Here is a 25,327-nt window from a genome sequence, read left to right as displayed (position 1 = left end):
TTTTTATTATTCTTCTCTTAATGACTTTGGTACTTCTGGTTCAAAGAATATAAGCATACAATATGTTGATGCTCCTTCTGCAACTTTAGTTAATAAATCAGATACTGAACCTAATAAGAAATCCATCTTATTTCCCCCTTACATTTTATTTTGCCCTAAATATATTTAAGACATATTTTTAGATAAAAACTTATTTATATTAAAAAAATTATCTAACAAGTTGATAAGTCTGCCCCCTAGGCTAGTTAATACAAACACTTGAAGTCCTATTCCTAGTACCATTGATAAGGCTATACTTTTTGCAATTGTAACATTGTTTATTGAATATATACTAAGTAATATTATAATTAAAACTACATATATATTAATTAGATTAAAGGCTTTTTTTCTTAATTTTTTTCTAGTACTTTCTTTTTTCAAAGGTTTATTCTTTGATGGTACTGGACATTTTTTATATAAAATATAATAAGAAAATCCTATTATAGATATTATCATTAATATAGTAATACTCATATCAATATCCATTATACTTATTGATATATAAGATAGTATATATGCTAATATAACTCCTATTAAAGTGCATCTCTCTGGGCTAGTTGCATGCACACCTCCAGAATACCTTTTTAAAATAGCGGATGTTATAGATATTGTCATAATTTCAATTAATGTTTTAGTTAATAAACCTACTATTATCGTTACAACTATTGCTAAACTAGTATGTAATATTGTAAATAGCCCATAGTTTATAACTGCTATTTCTTCATCATTTTTATCAAGCTTCTTCCCTAACTTATTCGACGCTTTTAACGATAACTCCTCTATTATCCCCATAATTATCCCCTCTTAATATATTGGTTCACATTTTCCATAACTATTTTTTTTAGTAAAAATACAATTCCTATAGCTATTAAAAGTGACGGTAACGTTCTTATAGCTGAAATTGGTCCGTCTTGATTGGTTAAAATTTCTATTGGTATATTTAATAAACTTGTTGCTATAAAAATATATATCCCTTCACTCATGGCAAGTGCTATAAAAAATAAGCATGTTGATATTACTGTTCTTAATAAATCACCATTTGACATTTTGTATAACATTATTCCTAAAGCTATCATAGATAATATTGTATGTACTCCAAAATTTATAGGTAAAGATCTTATCGCTATTACTATCACACCTAATAAAAATCCTTTTTTTAATATTTCTTTATTATCTAATTTTATTCCCATAAGCAACATCCCACAAAATATAGTTACTAGACTTTCTGGAAATGTACGCAATATCATATATCCTATTGATGATGTTAACATGGTCTAACTCCTATTCTTATCACATATTAAGAAAAATTTTTCAATTTTTAAAAATGTTTTCTCAGTTCTAAGAAAAATCGTTGGCATTATATACCAACGATTTTTCTTATACTATATATTATATATATTTTCTCATATTTTTCAATGCGTTTTTTTCTATTCTTGATACTTGCGCTTGCGATATACCTATCTCATCAGCTACTTCTATTTGAGTTCTTCCTTTATAAAACCTAAGATCTAAAACTAACCTTTCTCTGCTATTTAATTTTTTTATGGCCTCTTTTAAGGCAATTTCTTGTAACCAATTTTCATCTGTATCTTTTTTATCTTGAACTTGATCCACAACAAATATTGCATCTCCATTATCCTGATAAACTGGATCAAATAATGATATAGGATCCTGTATTGCATCTAATGCCATTACAACATCTTCAATAGGTAATTCTAATTCCTTAGATATCTCAGATACTGTAGGTTCCTTTGAATTTGATCTAACAAGTCTTTCTCTTACTTGTAAGGCCTTATATGCAATATCTTTTAATGACCTACTTACTCTTATTGGATTGTTATCTCTTAAATATCTTCTTATCTCACCTATAATCATAGGGACTGCATAAGTTGAGAATCTTACATTTTGACTTAAGTCGAAGTTATCAATAGCCTTTATAAGTCCTATACATCCAATTTGAAATAAATCGTCTATATTTTCCCCTCTATTGTTGAATTTTTGTATTACACTTAAAACTAGTCTTAAATTACCTCTTACAAATTGCTGTCTTGCTTCTTCATCCCCATCTTTTATCTTGTGAAGAAGTTCGGTCATCTGATTATTTTTAAGTACTGGAAGTTCAGATGTATTTACACCACAGATTTCAACTTTATTAATTTGCATAAATTTCAGTCCTCTCTTAAAAGTTTTATCTATATGAAATTATTTACACATCATATTTTTTTATACTTTTAAGAGATAATTATATAAATTTTTTCATTTCTTTTTTTAATCTTGATATTATTTTTTTTTCTAATCTAGATATATAAGATTGAGATATTCCAAGTATATTAGCTACTTCTTTTTGAGTTTTCTCCCTTCCCCTATTTATTAACCCAAACCTTAATTCCATAATTTGCTTTTCTCTATCTGATAATCTATCTAAAGCCATAACCAATAAATCTTTATCTATCTCTTCTTCTATTATTTTATAGATTTCATCATTTTCTGTTCCTAATACATCTGAAAGTAGTAGTTCATTTCCATCTAAATCTATATTTAAAGGTTCATCAAAGGATACTTCTACCTTCTTTTTATTATTTTTTCTAAGATACATTAGGATTTCATTTTCGATACATCTTGATGCGTAAGTAGCTAATTTTATATTTTTATTTAACTTAAATGTATTTACAGCTTTAATAAGTCCTATCGTGCCAATTGATATTAAATCCTCAATATCAATTCCAGTGTTTTCAAATTTTCTAGATATATATACTACTAATCTTAAATTTCTCTCTATTAAAATTGTTTTTACTTCTTCATCTTTTTCTAACCTTTGTAATAGCTCACTTTCTTCATCTGAATTTAATGGTGGTGGTAATACATTTACGCCCCCCATGTAATACACACCTTTTGGTTTTAAGATTTTAAATTTAATTAGTATTTTCTTAATTCTGATAGATAACTTTGCAATTAATGACTTCATAATAATCTCCCCCTTTTGTTTGTTTTATTTACGATAATATACTAGGATTTAGTATAGCATTGTATTTATCATCATCAAAATCTGATATTCCAACCACTATATTACCTATTTTTGTTTTATCAATTTCTATATAATCAGCTTTTATACCAAGCATTATATTATTTTTGCTACTTCCACCATGCTTATAAGGTATAACTCTTACCCTAGATGCAATATCACTTTCTAAATTATCTATTATACTTTCAATCTCAACTATATCTATATCATCGTATTCATAATCGTATAGATAGCTTGGAATTATATTTCTCAAAGCTTTGGATTTTACTATTACTATGTCATTATTACTTAAAGGATCTTTTAATAAATTTCCAGTATCTAATAATGCCTTGCAACTACATGTCTTATTAAGCAATGTTATTTCAATTTCTTTTGCACTCTCCTTTATTTGCCTCATTAAACTTATATCATTATAGATATATTTTAAAAGTTCACAACTTGTATATGCACAAATGATTAAAAATGATATCTTTAAATGACTTATACCTGTGAAATAAATTATAAAAAATGTAGTTCCAGAAATAAATATATTAACTAATAAAAATACCAACAATACTCTAAAGTATTCTTTTTTATTTTTATAATCAAATAAAAATAATGTTATTAGTCCTATGATAATAATCTTTAGTGGTAGCGTAAATAATATATCTAGTTGTGGAAAAATGTACGCAATTGAATACAATGTACCTACAGATGCACATATCCATTTTTTTTTATTGTTATTATATTTTTTTGTTAGTATAGATGTACAACTTATAATAATATAATTTATTAATAGGTTTTCTATAATGTAGTACTCTATATACATTAAGCTAACCTCCTTTAACCTTTGTGTATATTATAAGTTAGATAGTTTATAATTTTATGTCATTTTTAATGGTCGAAACCCATTTATTTTAGTGTAAAAATTCACAAAAAAAGAAAGCATTCTGCTTTCTTTTCTATTTAATATTTATATAGTATTGTTATATTGTTTTTATTTAATTAACTTTGTTATTCTCTATACTAATATTTATTCAAAGTTATCTATCTTTATTCTTAAAATTATAATAACTAATTTTTTATATAAAAATTTTACTTTATTCATATCTCTACTTAATTTGCTAATTTCTCAAGTATTTTTTAGATTTATATATGCTATCTATATATTTTTTAATATTTTAAGCTTAATAAAAATTTTTTATATACAAAGAAAGAAGTCGTTTAGACTTCTTTATCTTCTTCTTCTTAAGAAAGTTGGTATCTCCATTTCATCCTCTTCCATAAAGCTAGATCTTTTAGGTTCTTCTTTTGGAGCTATGATCTCTTCTTTCTCTTCTATTATTGATGTTTTTTGCATTTGTGGTGCTGGTTGTGTTGGTTGTGTATTTAAAGTAGGTCTTGAAGTAGCCTTTGGTTTTTCAGCTATCTTGTAACCTAAGTCATGATTATTTTCATCAAAACCAGTCGCTATAACAGTAATCATTATTTCTTCACCTAAGTCTTCTCTTATAGATGCACCGAATATTATGTTTGCTTCTGGGTCACATGACTCATTAACTAGAGTTGATGCTTCATTTATTTCAAGTAATCCTAGGTTAGGTCCTCCTGTTATGTTAAGTAAGACTCCTCTAGCACCTCTTATTGATGTTTCAAGAAGTGGTGATTGTATAGCTAGTCTAGCTGCTTCTATAGCTCTATTTTCACCTGAAGCACTTCCTAGACCCATATGAGCTAGTCCTTGTTCTTTCATTACAGAAGTAACGTCAGCAAAGTCTAAGTTTATAAGTCCTGGTACAGCTATTAAATCAGATATAGATTGTATACCTTGCTTTAATACGTCATCTGCTATAGAGAATGCGTCTAGCATAGATGTATTCTTTTGTACTATTTGTAAAAGTCTATCATTAGGTATAGTTATTAATGTATCAACTTTTGACTTTAATTCAGCTATACCATTTTCTGCATTTTTCATTCTTACTTTACCTTCAAATAAGAACGGCTTTGTAACTACTCCTACTGTAAGTATTCCCATTTCTTTAGCAAGTTGAGCTATAACTGGAGCAGCACCTGTTCCTGTTCCTCCACCCATACCAGCTGTAACGAATACCATATCAGCACCTTGAAGTACCTTTACTATTTCATCCTTACTTTCTTCAGCGGCTCTTTTTCCTACTTCAGGATTTGCTCCCGCTCCAAGCCCTCTTGTTAATTTTTCACCTATTTGAATTTTATATTCTGCTTTTGATGTAAGTAAAGCTTGTTTATCAGTATTAACAGCTATAAACTCAACACCTTGAAGCTGTGCTTCAACCATTCTATTAACAGCATTGTTTCCACCGCCACCTGCACCTATTACTTTGATTTGTGCAAGTCCATCTGTTTCAACGTCAAAGTTTAGCATCGCGTAACCTCCCTATTTTATGATTATAAGTAAATGTATGTATTAATTATATCATTTAATTCTTGTTTTTGTTAATAATTAACTAAGTTATTCCACAAAAATATTCAATTTCCTCTTTTTTTATTTCTTAAATTTGTAACAATATGTCTTCTAATAACTGATAAGTTGTCATATAATCTCGACCTAAACACTAGTTTAGTGACATATTTACCTTAAAACCAAGACTTTATTGCACCAAATATAAAATCCTTACTTATAAGTATTTCTACAGATATATAAAAAATAATCCATAGGATAAGTAAACGTTATATAATATCAATCTACTATACATAAGGCTAATCTTATTAATATCCATATCATAAATGCTTACCCTCTTTATTTTACTTTGAAACACTTATATTTTTCAAGTTTTTTAATACTTTTTATTTATATTTTTTGTAGGAATTTTTTGTTATATTATTTTCCTCATTCATAACTTTTAGTTGTATATTAAAAATCACTATGCCTTTTTATATTATTTTTGGTAAAATCACTCATACTTATGGCATGTAAATTGGATTTTTACCCTGTCTAAAATCAACTGTTCCTTTACTTATTTTACTACTTTGTAAATCTATTAATATTGCTTCTGTTTTTTTTATATTTTTTTCTATCTCTTTATTGTTTAAAAATATAATTTCTAAACCTTTTGGAGTGTACATTCTTATAGAATCTTCTTCTATTTTAACCTTATTTATTTTTTTGTATAAAGTGCAACTTTTTATATTTTTTAATACTTCCAATAAATTATTTTTATATCTTTCTTTTTTAAACTTTATATTATTATTCTTATCTAGCTTATATCCAATATCTATCATAAGATAATTATCTATTTCTTCATCTTTCTTAACTTTATCTATAAACTTACCTTTATTATCAATATAACATTTTAAACCATCATCTTGAATTATTCCTGATATTTCTTTTTCTATAATTATTATATGTAGCTTATTTGGAAATTCCCTTTTTACCCTTACATCTTCTATGTACTTATTTTCCTCAAGTTCTTTTTCCATATCTTTTAAGTTGTACATAAATATATTTTTATCTTCTCTTAGATCTAGAATTCTAACTATATAGTCCTTTGAAATTTTCTCATTTCCTTCAATTCTTATTTGATTACTATTGAAAATCTTGCTATTCAGTAGTGTGTATAAAATTACTATAATTATTAGTATTAATATTAGAATATTTATTAAAGCTCCCTTTTTTAATCTTTTCATAAAATATATCTCCTTAAAAATCGTATATAATATTAATACAACTAATAATATAATTTATCCTTTATACAATATAATCTTCATGAAAAAAAGGCTTAAAAGCCTTTTATTTTTCTATTTCCTCTATTTTTAATATATTTGCACCTAATCTTGTTAGGATATCTTCTATATTTTCATAACCTCTCTCAATATGATATATATTACTTATTTCCGTTTCCTGTGGAATAGTTAATGCCGCTAATACTAAAGCTGCCCCTCCTCTTAGGTCTGGAGATTTAACTTTTGCACTTCTTAACTTTTCTACACCCTTTATCATACATATATTTTCTGTTATATATTTAATATTAGCTCCTAACCTAGTTAATTCAGCACAATGCATAAACCTATTTTCAAAAATAGTCTCATGAAATACACTTATCCCATCCGAAAGGGTCATAAATGTCATAAGTTGAGCTTGCATATCTGTTGGAAATCCTGGATGAGGTGAAGTCCTAACTAAATCTATTGATTTTATTTTACTTGGTGGTTTAAGTAATAACCCACCATTTTTATACTCTATTTCACACCCTGCACTTCTTAGCTTATCACTTATAGGCTCCATATGTGATATTACTACATTATCTACTTCAAGTTTACCATTAGTTAATGCCGATGCTATCATATATGTTCCTATTGCTATCCTATCTGGTATGACATCATGTTCTACTCTGCGAAGTTTTTTTACACCTTCAATTTCTATATAATTAGTTCCGGCTCCCTTTACCTTGGCACCCATTTTATTTAAAAAATTTTGTAAATCTTCTATTTCAGGTTCTCTAGCTGCATTATATATTTTTGTTATTCCTGTTGCTTTAACTGCAGCTAGAATTGCATTTTCGGTAGCTCCAACACTTGGAAACTCAAAGTTTATTATATTTCCCTCTAAACTATCCTTATAACACTTTATAAAACCTTCGTCCTCTTCTATCCTTATACCTAATTTTTTTAAAGCCTTAAGGTGTAAATCTATTGGTCTTGAACCAATTGCACATCCTCCTGGGTAACTTATTTTAGTATAATCAAATCTACCAATCATTGCTCCCATTATAATTATGGAAGATCTCATTTTTCTAACGTAGCACTCCTCTATCTCCACTTGATCAGCAAATGAGCTATCTACAATAAGTGTACCATCGCTATAACTTACTTTACATCCAATGCTTTCTAATATTTTTATCATAAAATGTACATCTGATATATCAGGTACATTATGGATAATACTCACACTTTCATTAAGTATGGTGGCTGCCATTATTGGTAATATAGCATTTTTAGCTCCTCTTATACTAAGCTTTCCTTCTATTTTGTTGCCACCTTTAATTATATACTTAGACAAAATTATCCCCCCTAGTGCTGTATGTTAAATCATAAGGTCTATAATTTAAATATTATGTACTAGAGGGGATATATGTTACTTTTTCTTTATTCCAATTACTTTTGGTTGTTCTTGTTCTGTATCTTTATTACAAGCATTTTGTACTTCTTCTGCTTGATTATTTGTTTTTATCTTTTTATTTTCTTTTTTAGATGGTGATTTTTGCTTGTTATTAGCATTATAAATTTTTAGTATTTCATCATATATTATTTCAATAGCCTCAGGCTTTCCTATTTCTTTACTTGCATTTGCCATATCTATTAATTTTTCTTTATCTCCTAAAAGCCTAAACACTGTTTCATTTAATTTTTCAGGAGTTAAGTCTTTTTCAAGTATCGCTATTCCAGCACCTTGATTTTCTATACTTTTAGCATTATACTCTTGATGATTTTCAGCTGTATATGCTTTTGGTATAATTATTGATGGTTTTCCAAGTGCTGTTATTTCAGCTAAAGATATAGCCCCTGCGCTTCCTATAACTAAATCACTTGCTGCTAATGCATTAGCCATATCTTCTAAATATGGTACTACTTTTTGGTATGGCTTTAAATTTAAGTGACTTATAGTCTGAGAGAATTCTTCATAGTAATACTTTCCTGTAGCAAATATAAATGCTACGTCTTCTTTTACCATATTATCTATGACTAATCTCATTGCATTGTTTATATCTTCACTTCCTCCACTACCTCCGTAGCAAAGTACCATTTTCTTATCTTCAGTTATCCCTAAATTTCTTCTTGCTATATTTTTTCTAGCATTTAGTATTTCTTTTCTTACTGGATTTCCTGTAAGTGTTAATTTTTCTCTACTATCTTCAGGGAATCTTTGATGAGAATCTTCAAAGCTTGTTAATACTTTTGTAACCATCTTAGAAAGTATTTTATTAGTAACGCCTGGGAAAGAGTTTTGTTCATGTACTACTGTTGGAACTTTGTTTATAGCTGAGTTAAATAAAACTGGACCACTTACATATCCACCAGTACCTATTACAACATCTGGCTTAAATTTTTTAACAACTCTTCTTGATTGCTCTAATCCTTTAAATAACTTAAATACTCTTTTTACATTATCCAAATCTATTTTTCTTTTAAATCCTTGTACTGTTACTGTTTCTAATCTATATCCATATTTAGGTACTATTTCTGATTCTATACCCTTTTGAGTTCCTACAAAAAGTATTTCTGCTTCTGGATGCTCCTCTTTTATTTTATTTGCTATGGCTATGGCTGGATAAACGTGTCCCCCAGTTCCACCGCCTGATAATAAAACTCTCATTTTATCCTCTCCTGTTAATTAATTTTGACATGTTTTGAGATATTTAGGACTATTCCTATAGCACTCATAAATATTACAAGGGAAGTTCCCCCATAACTTATAAATGGTAATGCAACTCCTGTAACTGGCATTGATGATGTTGCTACAGCAATATTTAAAGCTGCCTGTATTCCTATTTGTGCACCAATTCCTATAACTACCATACAAGCAAATATATTGTCGCATTTTAATGCTATTCTTACGCATCTATACACTAGTATAACAAATAACATTATAACTACTGCACAACCTATAAGACCTAGCTCTTCTCCTATTATAGCAAATATAAAGTCATTTTGGGGCTCTGGTATGTAAAACCACTTTTGCTGGCTCTTTCCTAGTCCCATGCCAAATAGTCCTCCAGAGCCTAATGCATAAAGCCCTTGAATGACTTGATACCCATTACCTAATGGGTCTTGGAAAGGGTCTAGAAATGATAATATACGCTTTAATCTATACTCTGAAGTTAATCCAAGTGCTAAGAATAATGCAATACCACTACCAAACATAAATCCAACTATTTTCATACTCATCCCTGCAACAAATATCATAACAAATGTTACTAATATTATAGTTCCTGCTGTTGACATGTTTGGTTGACCCATTATAAGTGTAAAAAATAAAAGTGGTACTAACATTAGTGGTATAATCCCTTTTCTAAAAGACTTTATATTTTCATATTTTTTCTCTATTAATTTAGCTGTAATTATTATAGTTGCAAATTTAGCTATTTCAGCAGGTTGTATTGTAAATGCACCTACCCCTAACCATCTTCTAGCTCCGTTTGCTTTTATTCCAAGTGGAGTAAGTACTAATATAAGTAGTATTATAGATACTATACCTATAGGCTTTGTATTCTTTTTCCAGACCTTATAATCTACATTTGAAATAGTAATCATACAAATAAATCCTAGTATTGCATAAATTACATTTCTCTTTAGAAAATAATAAGCATCATGATGCTTAAAGGAGGATTGAACAAAGCTCGCACTAAACACCATGATGATTCCTATAAATACTAAAGTCATTGTAGTGTAAAATATCACACTATCAAACTCTGTTTTAACATTTTTTTCAATTTGTTTTTTTAAAGCTTCCTTAGTCATTAAAGACTTACCTCCATTCCCAAGACTAAGAGGTTACTTTAATTTGTTTACATTATCCTTGAAGTCATTACCCCTTACTTCATAACTCTTATACATATCCCAGCTTGCACAAGCAGGAGAAAGAAGTACTACATCATTTTCTTTTGCGATTTTATAAGATGTATTAACTGCTTCTTCCATATCTTTTACTAGATATATTTTTTTAAATCCTTTTTTAATTGCACATTCTTTTATTAAATTTGCTGTTTCCCCTAAAAGAACTAATGCTTTTACATTTTCTTTAGCTACTTCTAAAAATTCATCAAAAGTACTTTTCTTATCCATACCACCTGCTATTAATATTATAGGCTCCTTGTAAGACTGTACTGCCTTTATAGATGAATCTGGATTAGTAGCTTTAGAGTCATTTACAAATGTTACTCCATTTAGCGTTTTAACATATTCTTGTCTATGTTCTACCGCTTTAAATGTTTTTAGTACTTTTCTTATAACTTCTATGTCAACTTTTAGAACATATGCAATCATTGCTGCTGCCATACAGTTTTCTAAGTTATGATTTCCTGGTAAACTTAGCTCATCTTTGTTTAAAAGTACTATTTCTTTATCTAATCTTATAACTATATTGTTATTCTTATCTAAGAATATTCCTTCTTTTAATTCTGTAGTTCTTGAGAAGAATATTTTCTTAGCTTTAACTTTATCTTCTAATGCTCTTACATTTTCATCATCGTAATTTAGTATAGCAAAGTCTTCTTCATCTTGATTCATAAATATTCTAGATTTTGCTTGTATATAGTTTTTCATCGTATGGTGTCTATTTAAATGATCTTCTGTAAAGTTTAATATAGCACTAACACGTGGTTTAAAAGTGTCTATACTTTCTAATTGGAAGCTACTTAGCTCTGTTACTAATACAGAATCCTTAGTAGTAACCTCCACTGTATCTATAACAGGATTACCTATATTTCCAACGATATATGTATCATTGCTATTAGCTTTAAATATTTCTCCTACTAAACTTGTTGTAGTAGTTTTTCCATTTGTTCCTGTTATACCTATAAATACTGGATTATTAGTAGATAGTCTATAAGCTAATTCTACTTCTCCAATTAGTTCTATATTTTTCTCTTTTATCTTTAGTATAAATGGTAAATCTAGAGGAACTCCAGGAGATACCACTACTAATTCTATATCATCTATATTTTCTGGATGATATCCTAAGATATATTCTATATTGTCTAAGTCTTTTAATTCATTTAATATATCTTCTAGTTTTTCTTTTTCTTTTATATCATTTACTATTATATTAGCACCTAATTTATTTAAATGCTTTATTGTTGATATACCAGTTTTTGCAAGCCCTACTAATAGAACTTTTTTTCCATTAAGGTTCATTTTATTACCCCCACAATTAGAATATTGCTATTATTCCTATCCATGCTAAAACTACAGTAACTATCCAGAATGTAAATACCACTCTAGTTTCAGGCCATCCACATTGTTCAAAGTGGTGATGTATAGGTGCCATTTTGAATATTCTTTTTCCTCTTAGTTTGAAAGATCCTACTTGAAGTATTACTGATAATGCTTCTGCAAAATATACTCCTCCAACTAATGGTATTAATAATATTGAATTAGTTAACACTGCAAATGCCGCAACTGCTCCACCTAATGCCATAGAACCAGTATCACCCATAAATATTCTAGCTGGGTATGAGTTAAATCCTAAAAATCCTAAACATGCTCCTACTGTAGCTGCTGCTAATACTGCAACATCAGGATTTGCAACTGTAGTGTATGATGCAAGTAACATAAAGAATATTGAAACTATTAAAGTTATTCCTGATGCTAACCCATCTAATCCATCAGTTAAGTTTACTGCATTTACTATACCTATTATTATAAATGTCATTATAGGTACGTATAATGGTCCTAAGTTTATATATGCATCTGTAAATGGTATTATAAGCTGCGCTGCACTTGGCGATGCACTATATTGATAATATGATATATATATAGCAAGTGCAAATTGAAGCACTATTTTTTGCCAAGGCTTTAAACCTAAAGATCTTCTTTTCTTTATTATTATAAAGTCATCTAAAAATCCTACCATACCAAATCCTATTATTGATATAAGACCTATTATTAAATCATTTCCAATTTGACTTCTAGTAAGCCCTGTTATTAGTATTGCTACCATCATTAATATTCCACCCATAGTAGGTGTTCCATTTTTTGCTAAATGTGTTTGAGGACCATCATCTCTAACCGTCTGCCCAAACTTAAATTTTGTTAACATTGGTATAAAAATTGGTCCTAATATTATTACTATTAGAAATGAAATCAATGATGTATACGTAAGTTCTGTTATTCCTAACATAATATATCTCCTCTCCCTTGCTGGCTATTTCTTTTGTTAATTACTTATTAAGATGTTCTACTATTTCTTCTAATTTCATACCTCTAGATGCTTTAACTAAAACTACATCTTCTTTATTTACTAAACTATCTATTTTACTTATAGCTTCTTCTTTAGTTTCAAAATGATATGCATTTTGGCTATTAAATCCTAATTTTACTGCCTCATCTTTTATAAACTTTGAATCATTACCTATAGTTATTAATAAGTCAGTATTTTTAACTGCTTCTTCTCCTACTAATCTATGTCCATACTCTGCATGTTCACCCATTTCAAACATGTCTCCAAGTATAGCTACTCTTCTTTTATTATATCTTCCTAATATTTTTAGAGCTGCTTTCATAGAATCTGGACTAGCATTATATGCATCATTTATGATTGTTAGGTTTTCATTTTTTATTATGTCTAGTCTCATTTTTGTAGCTTTGAAGTTTTTTAACCCTTCTTTTATCTTATCTAGTGAAATATTTAAACTCATTCCAACTAAAACTGCTGCCATTGCATTGTATATATTGTGTTCACCTACTGTAGGTATAAATATTTCTTCTTTAGAACCATTTATTATACATGTAAATGTTATACTATCTTCATTCATTTCATAGCTCTCACAATATATATCATTGTCTTTTGTAAATCCAAAAGTTTTTAGATTATAGTTAAGTTCTTTGTTTTTTAAGGTTGATAAAAACTTATCATCTCCATTAACTATTAATGTGCATGAAGAATCAAAATTTGTGGCTATTTCAAGTTTAGCTTTTAATATACCTTCTTGAGATCCTAAATTTTCTATATGAGATAACCCTATATTAGATATTACTCCTATTTTGGGATTAACTATATTAGCTAGGTATTCTATTTCATTAAAACCTGACATCCCCATCTCTATAACTGCACATTCATGACTGTCATCTAATTTAAATAATGTTAATGGAACTCCTAATTGATTATTTAAATTACCTTCGTTTTTTAAAGTATTAAACTTTGATGATACTGCTGAGTATACCATATCCCTTGTAGTTGTTTTACCAACACTACCTGTTATTCCTATATATGGTATATCAAATTGCTCTTTATAATATTTCGCTATATCACCAACAGCTACCTCAGTATCTTTGACTTCTATTAAATTTATGTCCGAACTATCTAATTTTATGCTACTACTTTCATTTTTTATAAAAGTTTTGCATCCATTTTCATATGCTGAGCACATAAACTTATGTCCATCTAAGTTTTCACCTACTATAGCAACAAATGCATTTTTGTCATTTGCATTTCTACTGTCTATAACTATATCTTCAATACAGAAATTTTCATCGCCTAGTATTAATTTACCTTTCGTTGCAATAACTATATCAGCTACTGTTAGACTTTTCATCTTTCAACCTCCTTTAAGTTATTAAATTTAACTTAATTTTCTGAATAAAGGGCAATGTATGTGTTATACATTGCCCCCCTTCTACTCTTAACTTTATAATTATATAATATATTATTGTTTTTTTGAAGGTATTTCTAACAGATGTTAATAATCTTTTGCTTTTCAATTACAAATTTTTACATTTCCCTCCAGAAGTATTATAGTTCTTTTATATCTATTAATTATTTAAAATAAAGTGCTATACTAGATTCTTCATCTACCTTTATACCAGGTTTTGGAAACATATCAATAACCTTAGTCCCTTTAGGAATTTCTATATCTGTGTCTAAGTTAGGTATTAAGTTAACATCTTCTAATGCCTTAACAGCATCTTCTATAGCTAAGTCCCTTACGTCTGGAACTGTAACTTTATTTTTTTCAAATTCTTCTTTTTCTTCTTCACTATATTTTGGCTCTACTCCTAAATAAGGTAGTGCATCATTCATTATTTCTTTTACTATAGGTCCTGCTGTTGTACTACCAAAAGCACTTACCCCTGTTGGTTCATCAACTATTGCAAGTACTACTATTTGTGGATCATCAGTTGGAGCTATGCCTATAAATGAACATATATATTTTCCTTGTGCATACCTTCCATCTATAACTTTTTGAGCAGTACCTGTTTTTCCACCTATTCTATACCCTGGGATATATGCAGCTTTACCTGATCCTTGGCTTACAACAGATTCTACTATGTCCATCATCTTCTTTGATGTTTCTTCTGATATTACTTGTTTAACTTTCGTAGGTTTTATTTCCTCAATTACATTCCCTTGATTGTCTGTATAAGCTTTTACAAATCTAGGCTCCATTCTATTACCATCATTAGCTATAGATGATATTGCAGTTATTAGTTGTATTGGAGTTACAGATATAGATTGGCCAAAAGATATAGTAGCTAACTCTACTGGACCAACATTTTTTTCATTATATAGTATACCTTTTGCTTCTCCTGGAAGATCTATATTTGTTTTATCCATAAATCCAAATCCTTCTATGTAATCATATAACTTTGATACTCCTAATCTATTACCAACTTCTATAAATACAGGGTTGCAAGAATTTTGCACTCCTTCTTTAAAACTTTGCTCTCCATGAGGTCTATAATGTCTCCAACATTTTATTCTTTGACCTTTGATAGTTACTCCACCTGTACATGTGAACTTATCATTTTCTTTTATTACATTTTCTTCTAATCCTGATGATGATGTTATAAGTTTAAATGTTGAACCTGGTTCATATGTATCACTTATAGCTGGATTTCTCCACATTTTATAATATCCTTGTATCTTATCTTTTTCACTGTATTTATCTAATTCTTCTTGATAGTATGGATATATTGGAGTTCTTGGGTCATTTGGGTCATAATCTGGCTTAGATGCTAGAGATAATATATCTCCTGTTTTAGGATCCATTGCTACAACTGTTACCCTTTTAGCATTATTAATTTCATAAGCTTTTTGAACAGCTTTTTCAGTATAATGTTGTATTACTTCATCTATTGTAAGTACTAACCCCTTACCTTGAACAGGTTCATAGTATTGTTCCATTCCTCTTGGTATTTCTCTTCCTGATGCATCAGTACTTACTATTAATTTTCCTGCCTGACCTTTTAAATACTTATCATATTGCATCTCAATACCTGCTATTCCTTGGGAATCACTTGATGTATGTCCTAATACATAAGAAGCAAAGTTTCCATATGGATAGTATCTTTGATTGTCTTCTGCTACCCATATACCAGGTATTTTAGCTTCTCTTATTTTTGTCGCTTTTTCATCATCTATCCATCTTTCTATTTTAACTAATGCCATATTTTTTTTATTTACTTGCTTATATATGTCTTCATATTCTTTGTCTAAAATTTCAGCTACTTGTGTTGCTGCACTTTTTTTGTCTTTGACTTCTACAGGCTTACACCACACAGTGTATTTTGTAACACTTACGGCTAGTTCTTTCATGTTTCTATCATATATAGTTCCTCTTTTAGGCTCTATAGGAATTTCTCTAGTTTGTTGTTCAATTGCCTTAGTACTTAACCACTCCCCTTTTACGAGTTGAAGATATCCTGTTCTAAATGTTAGTCCCAAAAAAAGAATACATGCTAACATAAGAACAAGCACTAACCTCTTTTTGCTTATTCTTTTTACTTTTTTACTCAATTGTTTCCCCCCTTACTACTTAATCTGTATGTATCTTATTTGATTCTTTGTAGGATAATCCATATTAAGTTCTTCTCTAGCTCTTTTTTCTATTTCCTGTATTGATGTTTTAGTATCTGCATTAGCTTTTGCTTCCTCTAGCCTTATTTCTTCTTTTCTCAATTCTTTTTTAAGATTACCTATGCTATATTTAAGTTCCCCTATTACTGAATAGCCACATATATTTATTATTAATGTCATAAAAACTCCTACTGATAATGAGAGAATAAAAATCATTTTTTTTATTTTTTTTGCTCTTATAATTTTATGTTTATTCTTTTTTCTCTTTTTATATTCGTTTATATCCTTGATTTTATTATTTTTTTCCATTAATCCACCTTCACTTTATCTTCTGATTTATTTTATATAAAATTCTTTCTAAATTTAAATTTGTAAATTATTTATATATTTCAAGTTTATACACTACCTTCCTTTAAACTTTCATCGTAAAATAAATACAATAACAAACAAAAAAACTAGGAAATGATTATATATAACAAAATAATTTTTTCTTATTACATTAATTTACATAATCTATTTAATAAAATTTTGTCTTTATGAAAATAAAAAAGAGTGTGTTATGATTTTATAATCACAACACACTCTTTTTATATTATATTCTTTCACATACTCTTAGTTTTGCACTTCTACTTCTTGGGTTAACTTCTATTTCTTCATCACTTGGTAATATTGGTTTTCTTGTTATTACTTTTACAAGTGATTCTTTGTCACATTGACACATTGGTATATGAGATGGACATACACAATCTAATGCTAAGTCTCTAAATTCATTTTTTACTATTCTATCTTCTAATGAATGGAATGTTATTATACAAACTCTTCCACCTTTATTCATTATAGATACTGCATCATCTATCATTTTAGTTATTACACCTAATTCATTATTTACTTCTATTCTTATAGCTTGGAAAGTTCTTTTAGCTGGATGTGGTCCATCTATTCTAGCTTTTTTAGGTATTGCCTTTTTTATTACTTCTACAAGTTCACCTGTTGTTTCTATAGGTTTTTCTTTTCTTTCTTCAACTATAAACTTAGCAATACGCTTTGACCAATTTTCTTCTCCGTATTCTTTTATTATTTTGTGTAGTTCATCTTCACTATATGTATTTACCACATCATATGCAGAAAAATCACATCTTACGTCCATTCTCATATCAAGTGGTGCATCTTGCATATATGAAAATCCTCTATCAGCTTCATCTAATTGATGAGATGATACTCCTAAATCAGCTAAAACTCCATCTATTTTATTTACACCTATTTTTTCTAATTCTTCTTTTAAATTTTCAAAATTACTATGAACAAATCTTACTCTATCACTATATTCGCTTAATCTTTCTTTTGCTGTAGCTATAGCATTTTTATCTTGGTCAAATCCTATAAATAACCCTTTATCTGATAATCTTTTTACTATTTCCTTTGAGTGTCCAGCACCACCCATTGTACAGTCTACATACACTCCATCTGGTTTTATATTTAAATTATCTATACACTCATTTAAAAGTACTGATACGTGATGAAATTCCATTTTGATATTCTCCTTAACCTAACTTTATTCTTCTGTATTTTCTTTTTTTGATTTTTTTGATAAGTATATATGACAAATAATACCACCTATAACTCCTATTAAACTAATAGCTTGTGCCATTCTTATAGGCCCTAGCATTAAACTATCCGTTCTAAGACCTTCTATAAAGAATCTTCCTGTTGAATATAATATAATATAATATACTATTATTTGCCCTTCATATTTCTTTTTCTTTCTAAATAACCATAGGAATATAAATATTCCTAAATCCCAAATAGATTCATATAAAAATGTTGGATGAACCTTTACACCATCTACCATTATGCCCCAAGGTAGCGTTGTTGGTCCTCCATGAGCTTCTCCATTTATAAAATTGCCCCATCTACCTATAGATTGAGCTAAAGGCATACCTATTATAACTGTATCTGCCATTTTTAAGAAATTTATTTTTCTTATTTTTGTAAATATGTACCCAGCTAATACTCCACCTATTAAGGCTCCATGTATAGCCATTCCTCCACCTCTAAAGTTTAGTATTTGTGAAGGATATTGAGAATAATATTCCCAATTAAATATTACATAATACAGCCTTGCACATAATAAGCCTGTTGGTATAGCAACTATGGCTAAATCTAGTACATCATCTTCTTTAATTTCAACTCTTTTAGCTTCCCTTAAAGCTATTATAGTTCCTAAAATCATCCCTGTAGCCATTAGTATCCCATACCACATAACATCTATCCCAAATATGTTAAATGCTACTCTGTCCATATTTTTCACCTCTTGAATTTGTTTTTTATTTAATTGTAAATATAAAACTTGTATAAATTATGAATTTCTCTGTAATATTTTAATAATATTAATATATCTTATATATGCTAATTATTCAATGTTAATAGTATTTTATTTAATATTTAACTAATTTTATTTATATAGACATATTAGTTACTTGGAAGTAAAATATTATAGATAAGTATATACTTGAGGTGAAGATATGGAAAAAAAATATTCAATGCCTATATATCATAAAATCGCTCTAGATATAGCTAATAAAATTCACCTTGGAGAAATTAAAGAAGGTAGTTTACTAAAGGGAAGATCTTCTCTTGCTGCTACCTATAATGTTTCTCCTGAGACAATTAGAAGAGCTATGAAAATACTAGAAGATTTAGGCGTAGTTTCTAGCGTTAAAGGAAAAGGTATTTTAGTTTTATCATCGGATAAAGCACTTTCTTTTCTAAATAAGAACCAAAATATTACAAATGTATCATCATACAAATCTAATTTAAATAAACTTTTAGCATCAAAAACTAAGTTAGAAAATGAAATACTTGATAATATAAATAAAATAATAGACTACTCTAGTAGGCTAGCCAATATAAACCCTTTAGTTCCTTTTGAATTTGAGATAACTAAAGAATGTAGAGTTATAGGTATGACTTCTGGAGAAACTAAGTTTTGGCAGCATACTGGCGCTACAATAGTTGGTGTTAAAAGGAATGGAGAACTTCTGATTTCACCTGGACCCTACATAGAATTTATGGAAAATGATATATTATTAGTTGTTGGGGATAGCAGTATCCACCATTCAGTTCCTTTATTTTTATATGAGGATAACACTAAAAATGATGTTTAAGCACAAATAAAAGCAGATTATCTTCTGTGATAATCTGCTTTTATTATCTAAATTAATTGTTTATTTTTTCTATATTGTATTTTGCTGACTTTCTATCTTTATATAAGCTTGATTTTTTACTTACTACATATATATTTTCTTGTTTAACTTCTTCTCTAAGAGCTTTAATAATAGATACAATGCTTAATAAAACTATTATAGTAAATGGAAATGCTGATACTATAGACACCATTTGTAGTGTATCTAGTCCTCCTGAAAGTAAAAGTGCTATTGCAAGAAGAGCTTGTATTAATCCCCATGCTATCTTTTTACTTCCTTTAGGATTTAAATCCCCATTTGATGTAAACATTCCTAATACATATGTTGCTGAATCTGCTGATGATACAAAGAATGTACATAAAAGTACCATAGCTACTATTGATAGCATTCCTCCAAGTTGATATTGAGAAAATACTTCAAATAAGGCTAATTCCGTGACCTTTGTTGCACCTTTTACAAACGCTGGGCCTAAGTGTATACCTAATGTCCCAAACACTGTAAACCATACCATACAAACTAGGGCTGGTGCTAAAGTTACACCTACTATAAATTCTCTTATTGTTCTACCTTTTGATATTCTTGCTATGAATACCCCAACAAATGGTATCCAAGCTATCCATAGCGCCCAGTAAAATACTCTCCACTGACCTATCCATTCTTTGCTTGGATCCATGTATATACTTTGAGATATAAACTCTGTTAAGTATGCTTGTGTTCCACTTCGAAAATTATCTATCATCTCTAATTTAGGTCCTATTATTATTGCTCCAACTAATATAAATACTGCTAAACTTAAGTTTACATTAGATAATATCTTTATTCCTTTATCAAGTCCACTAGTTGAACTTAATATATATAAAACAGTTGCTATAGCTATTATTATTATTTGTAACTTTAAAGTGTTTTCTATATTAAATACATATTCAAGTCCACCTGCTATTTGCATAGTTCCCATACCTAAAGATGTTGCTATACCTGTTACTGTTGTAAATACTGCTAGTATATCTATTGTTTTTCCTATTGGACCTCTTACTCCATCTTCTCCAAGTATAGGTAAGAATATGCTACTTATAAGCCCTGGTGAATCTTTTCTAAATTGGAAGTATGCAAGTGCTAGTCCCATTATAGAATATGCTGCCCATGGATGAAGTCCCCAGTGTATATAAGACTGTTGCATTGCAAATGTTACTGCCTCGTCAGAAGCAGGTGTAGCCCCTATTGGTGCTATAAAATGTTTCATTGGTTCTATTGTACCAAAAAATATTAATCCTATTCCCATTCCTGCTCCAAATAGCATAGAGAACCAAGATAGTTTACTAAACTCTGGTTTATCATTATCTTTACCAAGTTTTATATCTCCGTATTTACTGCAAACTAAAAATATTGCAAAACCTACTAATATTAACATAGTTATTATATAAACCCAACTGAAATTTTTTATTATGACATTAAACATGTTGTTAGATATTTCTTTGAATTTATCTGGAAATGCTATACCAGAAAAGACTACTGATATTGACAGTATCAACGATAATAAAAATACATAATTCGTTTTATTTTTGTTGTATATGTTGTTCAAATTAATTCCCCCTAATTCTTCATTTATTTAGGTGACTTAATCAAAAGTTTTTATAACCTACAACTTCATTATATCGTCAAGTTGTATCTTGTGTCAACAAAAGACCTTTGTTTTCTCTTAATTTATACAATTTAAATACATTGAAATTCCAGCACTTGTATTCATTTATAATTTTTTTATTTTTTTATTTTTCTATTGACTTTTCACTATAAAAAATAGCTAACTCTAATGAGTTAGCTATTTTTTATTTTCCACTTGGTTCAACTATAGATATTACACAATATTCTTCTTTTAAGTGACTGTGCAATCTTTTTTCTACTTCACTAAATTCTATTGATTTTAGTACATCTAGATAGTCTAGTAAATTTATATCCTTAAATTTATAAGATATAAAGTTATTAGCTATAAAGTTTACAGAGTCAAAGTATTTTAAAAAGTTTCCTATTTTCTTTTTCTTTATTCTTTCAAACTCTTTTTCATCTAAACCTTCTTTTTTATATTTTTCTACATATTCTAATATTTTATTCTTTACTTCTCTTGGATTATTCGAATCTCCACCTATTATTGTAAAGGCGTAATCGATTTGAGATGAGAATCCTGCTCCAAAGTTTTCATTTATTAATCCACTCATATATAAATCTTCATATAGTCTGCTACCTTTTTTAAATATTATATCTATTAATATTTCAGTAGCTATTTCTTTTTTAAGTAGTTCATTTCCCTTTATACCTACATTATCATCCTTAAATGCTATATTAAACATTGGCATAGATATAGGGAACTTCGCAACTACTTCCTTTTGATTTACTTCTTTAGGTTCATTTGGATAAAATTTTTCTATTTTATGAGATAACTTGTCTACATCGTAGTTATTAGATTTTTTAACAACATCCATAACCTTATCTACCTCTAAGTCACCAACAACAAATAGTGCCATATTTCCTGGGTTATAAAAAGTATTATAGCATTTGTATAATTCTTCTTTTGTTATTTTATATATACTATCAACTGTACCTGCAATGTCTACTCTTACTGGATAATTAACATATAATGCTTTAAGACAGTTAAAGTATACATTCCAATCTGGATCATCATTATACATTTTAATTTCTTGTTCTATTATTCCCTTTTCTTTTTCCACATTTTCATCTGTAAAATAAGGAGTTTGTACATAGTCTATTAAATGTTCTAAACTCTCATAGAAATTTTCAGTACATGAGAATAAATATGCTGTCATAGTAAAGTTAGTAAATGCATTTGCACTTGCTCCCCACTTAGAAAACTTATCGAAAGCATTTCCACCATCTGGTTGTTCAAACATTTTGTGTTCTAAAAAATGTGCTATTCCTTCATTTACTCTTATTTTTTCATTTTCTCCAATAGGTACAAATTCTAGTTCATTAGAACCATAGTTTGTAGCTAATACTGCATATTTTTTAGTAAATCCTTTTTTAGGCATAAAGTAAACATCTAGTCCATTTTCTAACTTTTCATAGTACATTTCTTCATTTAGTATATCATTAACTATTTTGTCCATATCTATCACCTCACTAATTTCTTAAGAAATATATAGTATCAAGTTCTATATTTTCAAATGCTTTAACTATATCTTCAATTTCTACGCTTGCCACTTTGTTTATTATTTCTTCTACTGTAGAATTTGTTTTACTCATTCCCTGTGCAAAATAAAAATCAGACATTCCTCCTATGCTATCTCCTAATGATTTCATAGAGTTTATTAAAGCACTTTTACTGTTTTCAATTTCTTCTTTAGATATTTCTCCTTTTTTAACACTATCTAATTGCTTACCTACTAATTCCACTGTTTTTTCATAGTTTTGAGATTCTATTCCAGAAGATACAAATAATATAGATTTGTATTTTTCAACTGATGAATATATATAGTAACATAAGCTTTCTTTCTCTCTTATATTTACAAACATCTTAGAATGTGGTCCACCACCTAATACATTAGAACCAACTATTAGTGGATAGTATTTATTTTCATCACTATAGTCTATATTTGCTCTATATCCCATTACTAATTTACCTTGAGTTATATCCATTTTTTCTTCAATAGTTTTTACTTTTTCTACTTTCTTTTCATAAGTAGCTCTTGGTATATCTATTATTTCATCTCTTTCAAAAGTAAAGTTTTTAGTTATTGTTTCTTTTACTTCTTCCTCATCAAAATCTCCTTCTACAACTATGTCTATTGGAGATGTTTTTATTATTTTCTTGTAATGTTCGTATAAGTCTTTTTCGTTTATTTTTTCTAAATCTTCTTCGTATCCATATTCACTTATACTATATCTTTCATCTTTGCACATTTCCTCAAAACATCTTTCAAGTGCATATCTACCTTTATCATTGATTTTTGCTTGTATTCTATCTTTTAAGTTTCTTTTTTCTATATCTACGTAATCTTTTTTAAATCCATTATCTATTACTAAAGGTTTATTTAATACTTCATTAAAAAACTCAATTACATCTTTAAATATCTTTTCATCTAAATATTTTTGATTAGTACTTATTATTTTAAAACTTATTACTTGACGTTCTCCTCTTTTAGATACATCTCCCATAACAGATGAACCATATAAATCATCTAACTTATGTGATATTTCTCTTGAACTTTGATATTTCTCGCATCCACTAGTTATTATAGCAGGTAATAATGCATTTTTTGTTACTTCTTCTCTGTCTAATAGTCTTTGTATATATATACTAACTAAATTAGACTTAAACTTACTTGCAGGTATTAATGTTAAATTAATATTTTGACCTAAGCTTATTTTTTTTACGTCTTTTTCCATCTTATCCTCCTACGTATTCATTAATGATATTCTTGTAAAAAGTTCATCAACTATAGAATCTATCTTTTTTTCAGGGTCTATATAGTAAAATTTAGTATTTCCCATATCAAGATTTTTAAGTATACTATCTACTAAATACCTTGTGTATATACTATCTATTGCGCATGTAGGAAAAACAACATACAATGTGTTTATTCCATATTCTAACAATTCTTCCCCATCTTTTATTATATCGTCTTTATTATTTTCTAAAAGAGGCATTTTTATTTGAATTCTATCATCTTTATCTTCATATTCTATGTATGTTTTTATTTTTTCTCTAAATAATATATCTTGTTCTAAATTGTTTTTATCCTCAAATCCTATTAATAGTACTCCAGCATCATCATCTATTTCATTTATTTTTCTTATTACTTCATTTTTATAAACCATAGCTAAATTATTCGATTTATAAAGTGGTTCTAATATTTCTACATTAAATAAATCATGATGAACTAGTGTTAATTTTTCATATCTTTCTTTAAATATTTTGTAGTCTTTTCCTTCTGTCATAAACAAAGGACATACTATTATTTTTTTATACCTACTTTCTACTATATTTTCTATACTTTTTTCAAAATATGGTTTTGAGTACATATACGTATTTACTACCTCATATCCTTCTCCTAAATGAAGTTTTAACTTTTCTTCGATTTCTTTTGTCTTCCTTTTAAAATCGCTATCTCCTAAGTCTGTGTAATAAGATTTATATTTATATAAATCACTTATACCCGTTATAAATGATTTATACCCATTTTCATAATATATTTGAGTAGTTCTTTCTCTTATATTATAATTTCTATCTTCACCCTCAGATACTAATAACACTAAAGTTTCTTCTTTTTCACCTATAGGTTGTACTTCTTTTATGTTTACACTTTCTTTAATAAAAAAAATAAATGAGTTTAATACTATAAAGGAAATTAAAAAAGCATAAGGTAGATTTTTATATTCTTTATATATTATTATCTGTCTATAAAATATTATGGCACTTATAATTATAAATATATTTTCCATGTAGCCTTTTAGTATTAAACTTAATCCTATGGTTATAAATAAGGTAATCAAAATTAACATACTATCAACTCCAAAAGTGGT

At 28.2% G+C, this 25,327-nt stretch carries 23 protein-coding genes; 1 reads left to right on the top strand and 22 read right to left on the bottom strand.

Annotated elements, in window-relative coordinates:
• Positions 1-6: 6 nt before the first annotated feature.
• The 18 genes from I4U66_RS03670 to lgt form a co-directional block, all read right to left on the bottom strand.
• A complete protein-coding gene (locus I4U66_RS03670; RefSeq protein ID WP_092924187.1) occupies positions 7-126 on the bottom strand; it encodes a cyclic lactone autoinducer peptide in 120 nt (39 codons plus the stop codon).
• Positions 127-165: 39 nt separating this feature from the next.
• On the bottom strand, positions 166-831 hold the full coding sequence (locus I4U66_RS03665) for an accessory gene regulator ArgB-like protein (protein ID WP_092924184.1): 666 nt from the start codon (positions 829-831) through the stop codon (positions 166-168).
• A gap of 2 nt (positions 832-833) precedes the next feature.
• Positions 834-1,310: a hypothetical protein gene (locus I4U66_RS03660; protein WP_092924181.1), complete on the bottom strand. Its 477-nt coding sequence runs from the start codon at positions 1,308-1,310 to the stop codon at positions 834-836.
• 118 nt (positions 1,311-1,428) lie between these two features.
• Positions 1,429-2,202 (bottom strand): RNA polymerase sporulation sigma factor SigG, encoded by a 774-nt coding sequence (sigG, locus tag I4U66_RS03655; protein WP_092924178.1) that lies wholly within the window; start codon positions 2,200-2,202, stop codon positions 1,429-1,431.
• Between the two features lie 79 nt (positions 2,203-2,281).
• Complete coding sequence (sigE, locus tag I4U66_RS03650) at positions 2,282-3,004, bottom strand: RNA polymerase sporulation sigma factor SigE (RefSeq protein WP_092924175.1); 723 nt, start codon at positions 3,002-3,004, stop codon at positions 2,282-2,284.
• A gap of 28 nt (positions 3,005-3,032) precedes the next feature.
• Entirely contained in the window at positions 3,033-3,869 is an 837-nt protein-coding gene (locus I4U66_RS03645; RefSeq protein ID WP_195928506.1) for a sigma-E processing peptidase SpoIIGA, read from the bottom strand.
• A gap of 405 nt (positions 3,870-4,274) precedes the next feature.
• On the bottom strand, positions 4,275-5,444 hold the full coding sequence (ftsZ, locus tag I4U66_RS03640; RefSeq protein ID WP_092924169.1) for a cell division protein FtsZ: 1,170 nt from the start codon (positions 5,442-5,444) through the stop codon (positions 4,275-4,277).
• Between the two features lie 539 nt (positions 5,445-5,983).
• A complete protein-coding gene (locus tag I4U66_RS03635; protein WP_092924166.1) occupies positions 5,984-6,706 on the bottom strand; it encodes a cell division protein FtsQ/DivIB in 723 nt (240 codons plus the stop codon).
• Between the two features lie 103 nt (positions 6,707-6,809).
• Complete coding sequence (gene murA, locus I4U66_RS03630) at positions 6,810-8,078, bottom strand: UDP-N-acetylglucosamine 1-carboxyvinyltransferase (RefSeq protein ID WP_166505899.1); 1,269 nt, start codon at positions 8,076-8,078, stop codon at positions 6,810-6,812.
• A gap of 75 nt (positions 8,079-8,153) precedes the next feature.
• Positions 8,154-9,392: an undecaprenyldiphospho-muramoylpentapeptide beta-N-acetylglucosaminyltransferase gene (murG, locus tag I4U66_RS03625; RefSeq protein ID WP_092924160.1), complete on the bottom strand. Its 1,239-nt coding sequence runs from the start codon at positions 9,390-9,392 to the stop codon at positions 8,154-8,156.
• A gap of 14 nt (positions 9,393-9,406) precedes the next feature.
• Positions 9,407-10,537 carry a stage V sporulation protein E gene (spoVE, locus tag I4U66_RS03620; RefSeq protein ID WP_195928505.1) on the bottom strand — a complete coding sequence of 377 codons (1,131 nt, stop codon included), beginning with the start codon at positions 10,535-10,537 and terminating at the stop codon, positions 9,407-9,409.
• A 33-nt stretch (positions 10,538-10,570) separates the two neighbouring features.
• Positions 10,571-11,932 carry a UDP-N-acetylmuramoyl-L-alanine--D-glutamate ligase gene (gene murD / locus I4U66_RS03615; RefSeq protein ID WP_195928504.1) on the bottom strand — a complete coding sequence of 454 codons (1,362 nt, stop codon included), beginning with the start codon at positions 11,930-11,932 and terminating at the stop codon, positions 10,571-10,573.
• Between the two features lie 16 nt (positions 11,933-11,948).
• The gene (gene mraY, locus I4U66_RS03610; RefSeq protein WP_092924153.1) at positions 11,949-12,920 is read right to left on the bottom strand and encodes a phospho-N-acetylmuramoyl-pentapeptide-transferase; all 972 of its coding nucleotides are present in this window, start codon (positions 12,918-12,920) and stop codon (positions 11,949-11,951) included.
• Positions 12,921-12,957: 37 nt separating this feature from the next.
• The gene (locus tag I4U66_RS03605) at positions 12,958-14,331 is read right to left on the bottom strand and encodes a UDP-N-acetylmuramoyl-tripeptide--D-alanyl-D-alanine ligase (protein WP_195928503.1); all 1,374 of its coding nucleotides are present in this window, start codon (positions 14,329-14,331) and stop codon (positions 12,958-12,960) included.
• 221 nt (positions 14,332-14,552) lie between these two features.
• Positions 14,553-16,532 carry a stage V sporulation protein D gene (locus tag I4U66_RS03600; protein ID WP_242871299.1) on the bottom strand — a complete coding sequence of 660 codons (1,980 nt, stop codon included), beginning with the start codon at positions 16,530-16,532 and terminating at the stop codon, positions 14,553-14,555.
• A 15-nt stretch (positions 16,533-16,547) separates the two neighbouring features.
• Positions 16,548-16,772, bottom strand: a complete 225-nt coding sequence (locus I4U66_RS14720; protein WP_240275605.1) for a hypothetical protein — start codon at positions 16,770-16,772, stop codon at positions 16,548-16,550.
• A gap of 412 nt (positions 16,773-17,184) precedes the next feature.
• Positions 17,185-18,120 (bottom strand): 16S rRNA (cytosine(1402)-N(4))-methyltransferase RsmH, encoded by a 936-nt coding sequence (gene rsmH / locus I4U66_RS03590; protein WP_195928501.1) that lies wholly within the window; start codon positions 18,118-18,120, stop codon positions 17,185-17,187.
• Between the two features lie 24 nt (positions 18,121-18,144).
• The gene (gene lgt, locus I4U66_RS03585) at positions 18,145-18,909 is read right to left on the bottom strand and encodes a prolipoprotein diacylglyceryl transferase (protein WP_271957200.1); all 765 of its coding nucleotides are present in this window, start codon (positions 18,907-18,909) and stop codon (positions 18,145-18,147) included.
• A 205-nt stretch (positions 18,910-19,114) separates the two neighbouring features.
• Here lgt and I4U66_RS03580 point away from each other — a divergent pair, with 205 nt between their 5' ends.
• Entirely contained in the window at positions 19,115-19,756 is a 642-nt protein-coding gene (locus I4U66_RS03580) for a TrkA C-terminal domain-containing protein (RefSeq protein WP_195928499.1), read from the top strand.
• Positions 19,757-19,808: 52 nt separating this feature from the next.
• On the opposite strand, the gene I4U66_RS03575 is transcribed toward I4U66_RS03580, so the two are convergent.
• The 4 genes from I4U66_RS03575 to I4U66_RS03560 form a co-directional block, all read right to left on the bottom strand.
• Positions 19,809-21,374: a BCCT family transporter gene (locus I4U66_RS03575; RefSeq protein WP_195928498.1), complete on the bottom strand. Its 1,566-nt coding sequence runs from the start codon at positions 21,372-21,374 to the stop codon at positions 19,809-19,811.
• 244 nt (positions 21,375-21,618) lie between these two features.
• Positions 21,619-22,911 (bottom strand): EF-P 5-aminopentanol modification-associated protein YfmH, encoded by a 1,293-nt coding sequence (yfmH, locus tag I4U66_RS03570; protein WP_195928497.1) that lies wholly within the window; start codon positions 22,909-22,911, stop codon positions 21,619-21,621.
• Positions 22,912-22,924: 13 nt separating this feature from the next.
• Positions 22,925-24,190 (bottom strand): EF-P 5-aminopentanol modification-associated protein YfmF, encoded by a 1,266-nt coding sequence (yfmF, locus tag I4U66_RS03565; RefSeq protein ID WP_092924132.1) that lies wholly within the window; start codon positions 24,188-24,190, stop codon positions 22,925-22,927.
• 9 nt (positions 24,191-24,199) lie between these two features.
• Positions 24,200-25,306 carry a CbiX/SirB N-terminal domain-containing protein gene (locus I4U66_RS03560; protein ID WP_092924129.1) on the bottom strand — a complete coding sequence of 369 codons (1,107 nt, stop codon included), beginning with the start codon at positions 25,304-25,306 and terminating at the stop codon, positions 24,200-24,202.
• Positions 25,307-25,327: the final 21 nt, after the last annotated feature.

The organism is Romboutsia sp. D33t1_170424_H2 (assembly GCF_015669105.1).
Lineage (GTDB): Bacteria > Bacillota > Clostridia > Peptostreptococcales > Peptostreptococcaceae > Romboutsia_C > Romboutsia_C hominis.
The sequence above is the reverse complement of the archived record's forward strand: the minus strand, read 5'-3'. Positions and strand labels throughout refer to the sequence as shown.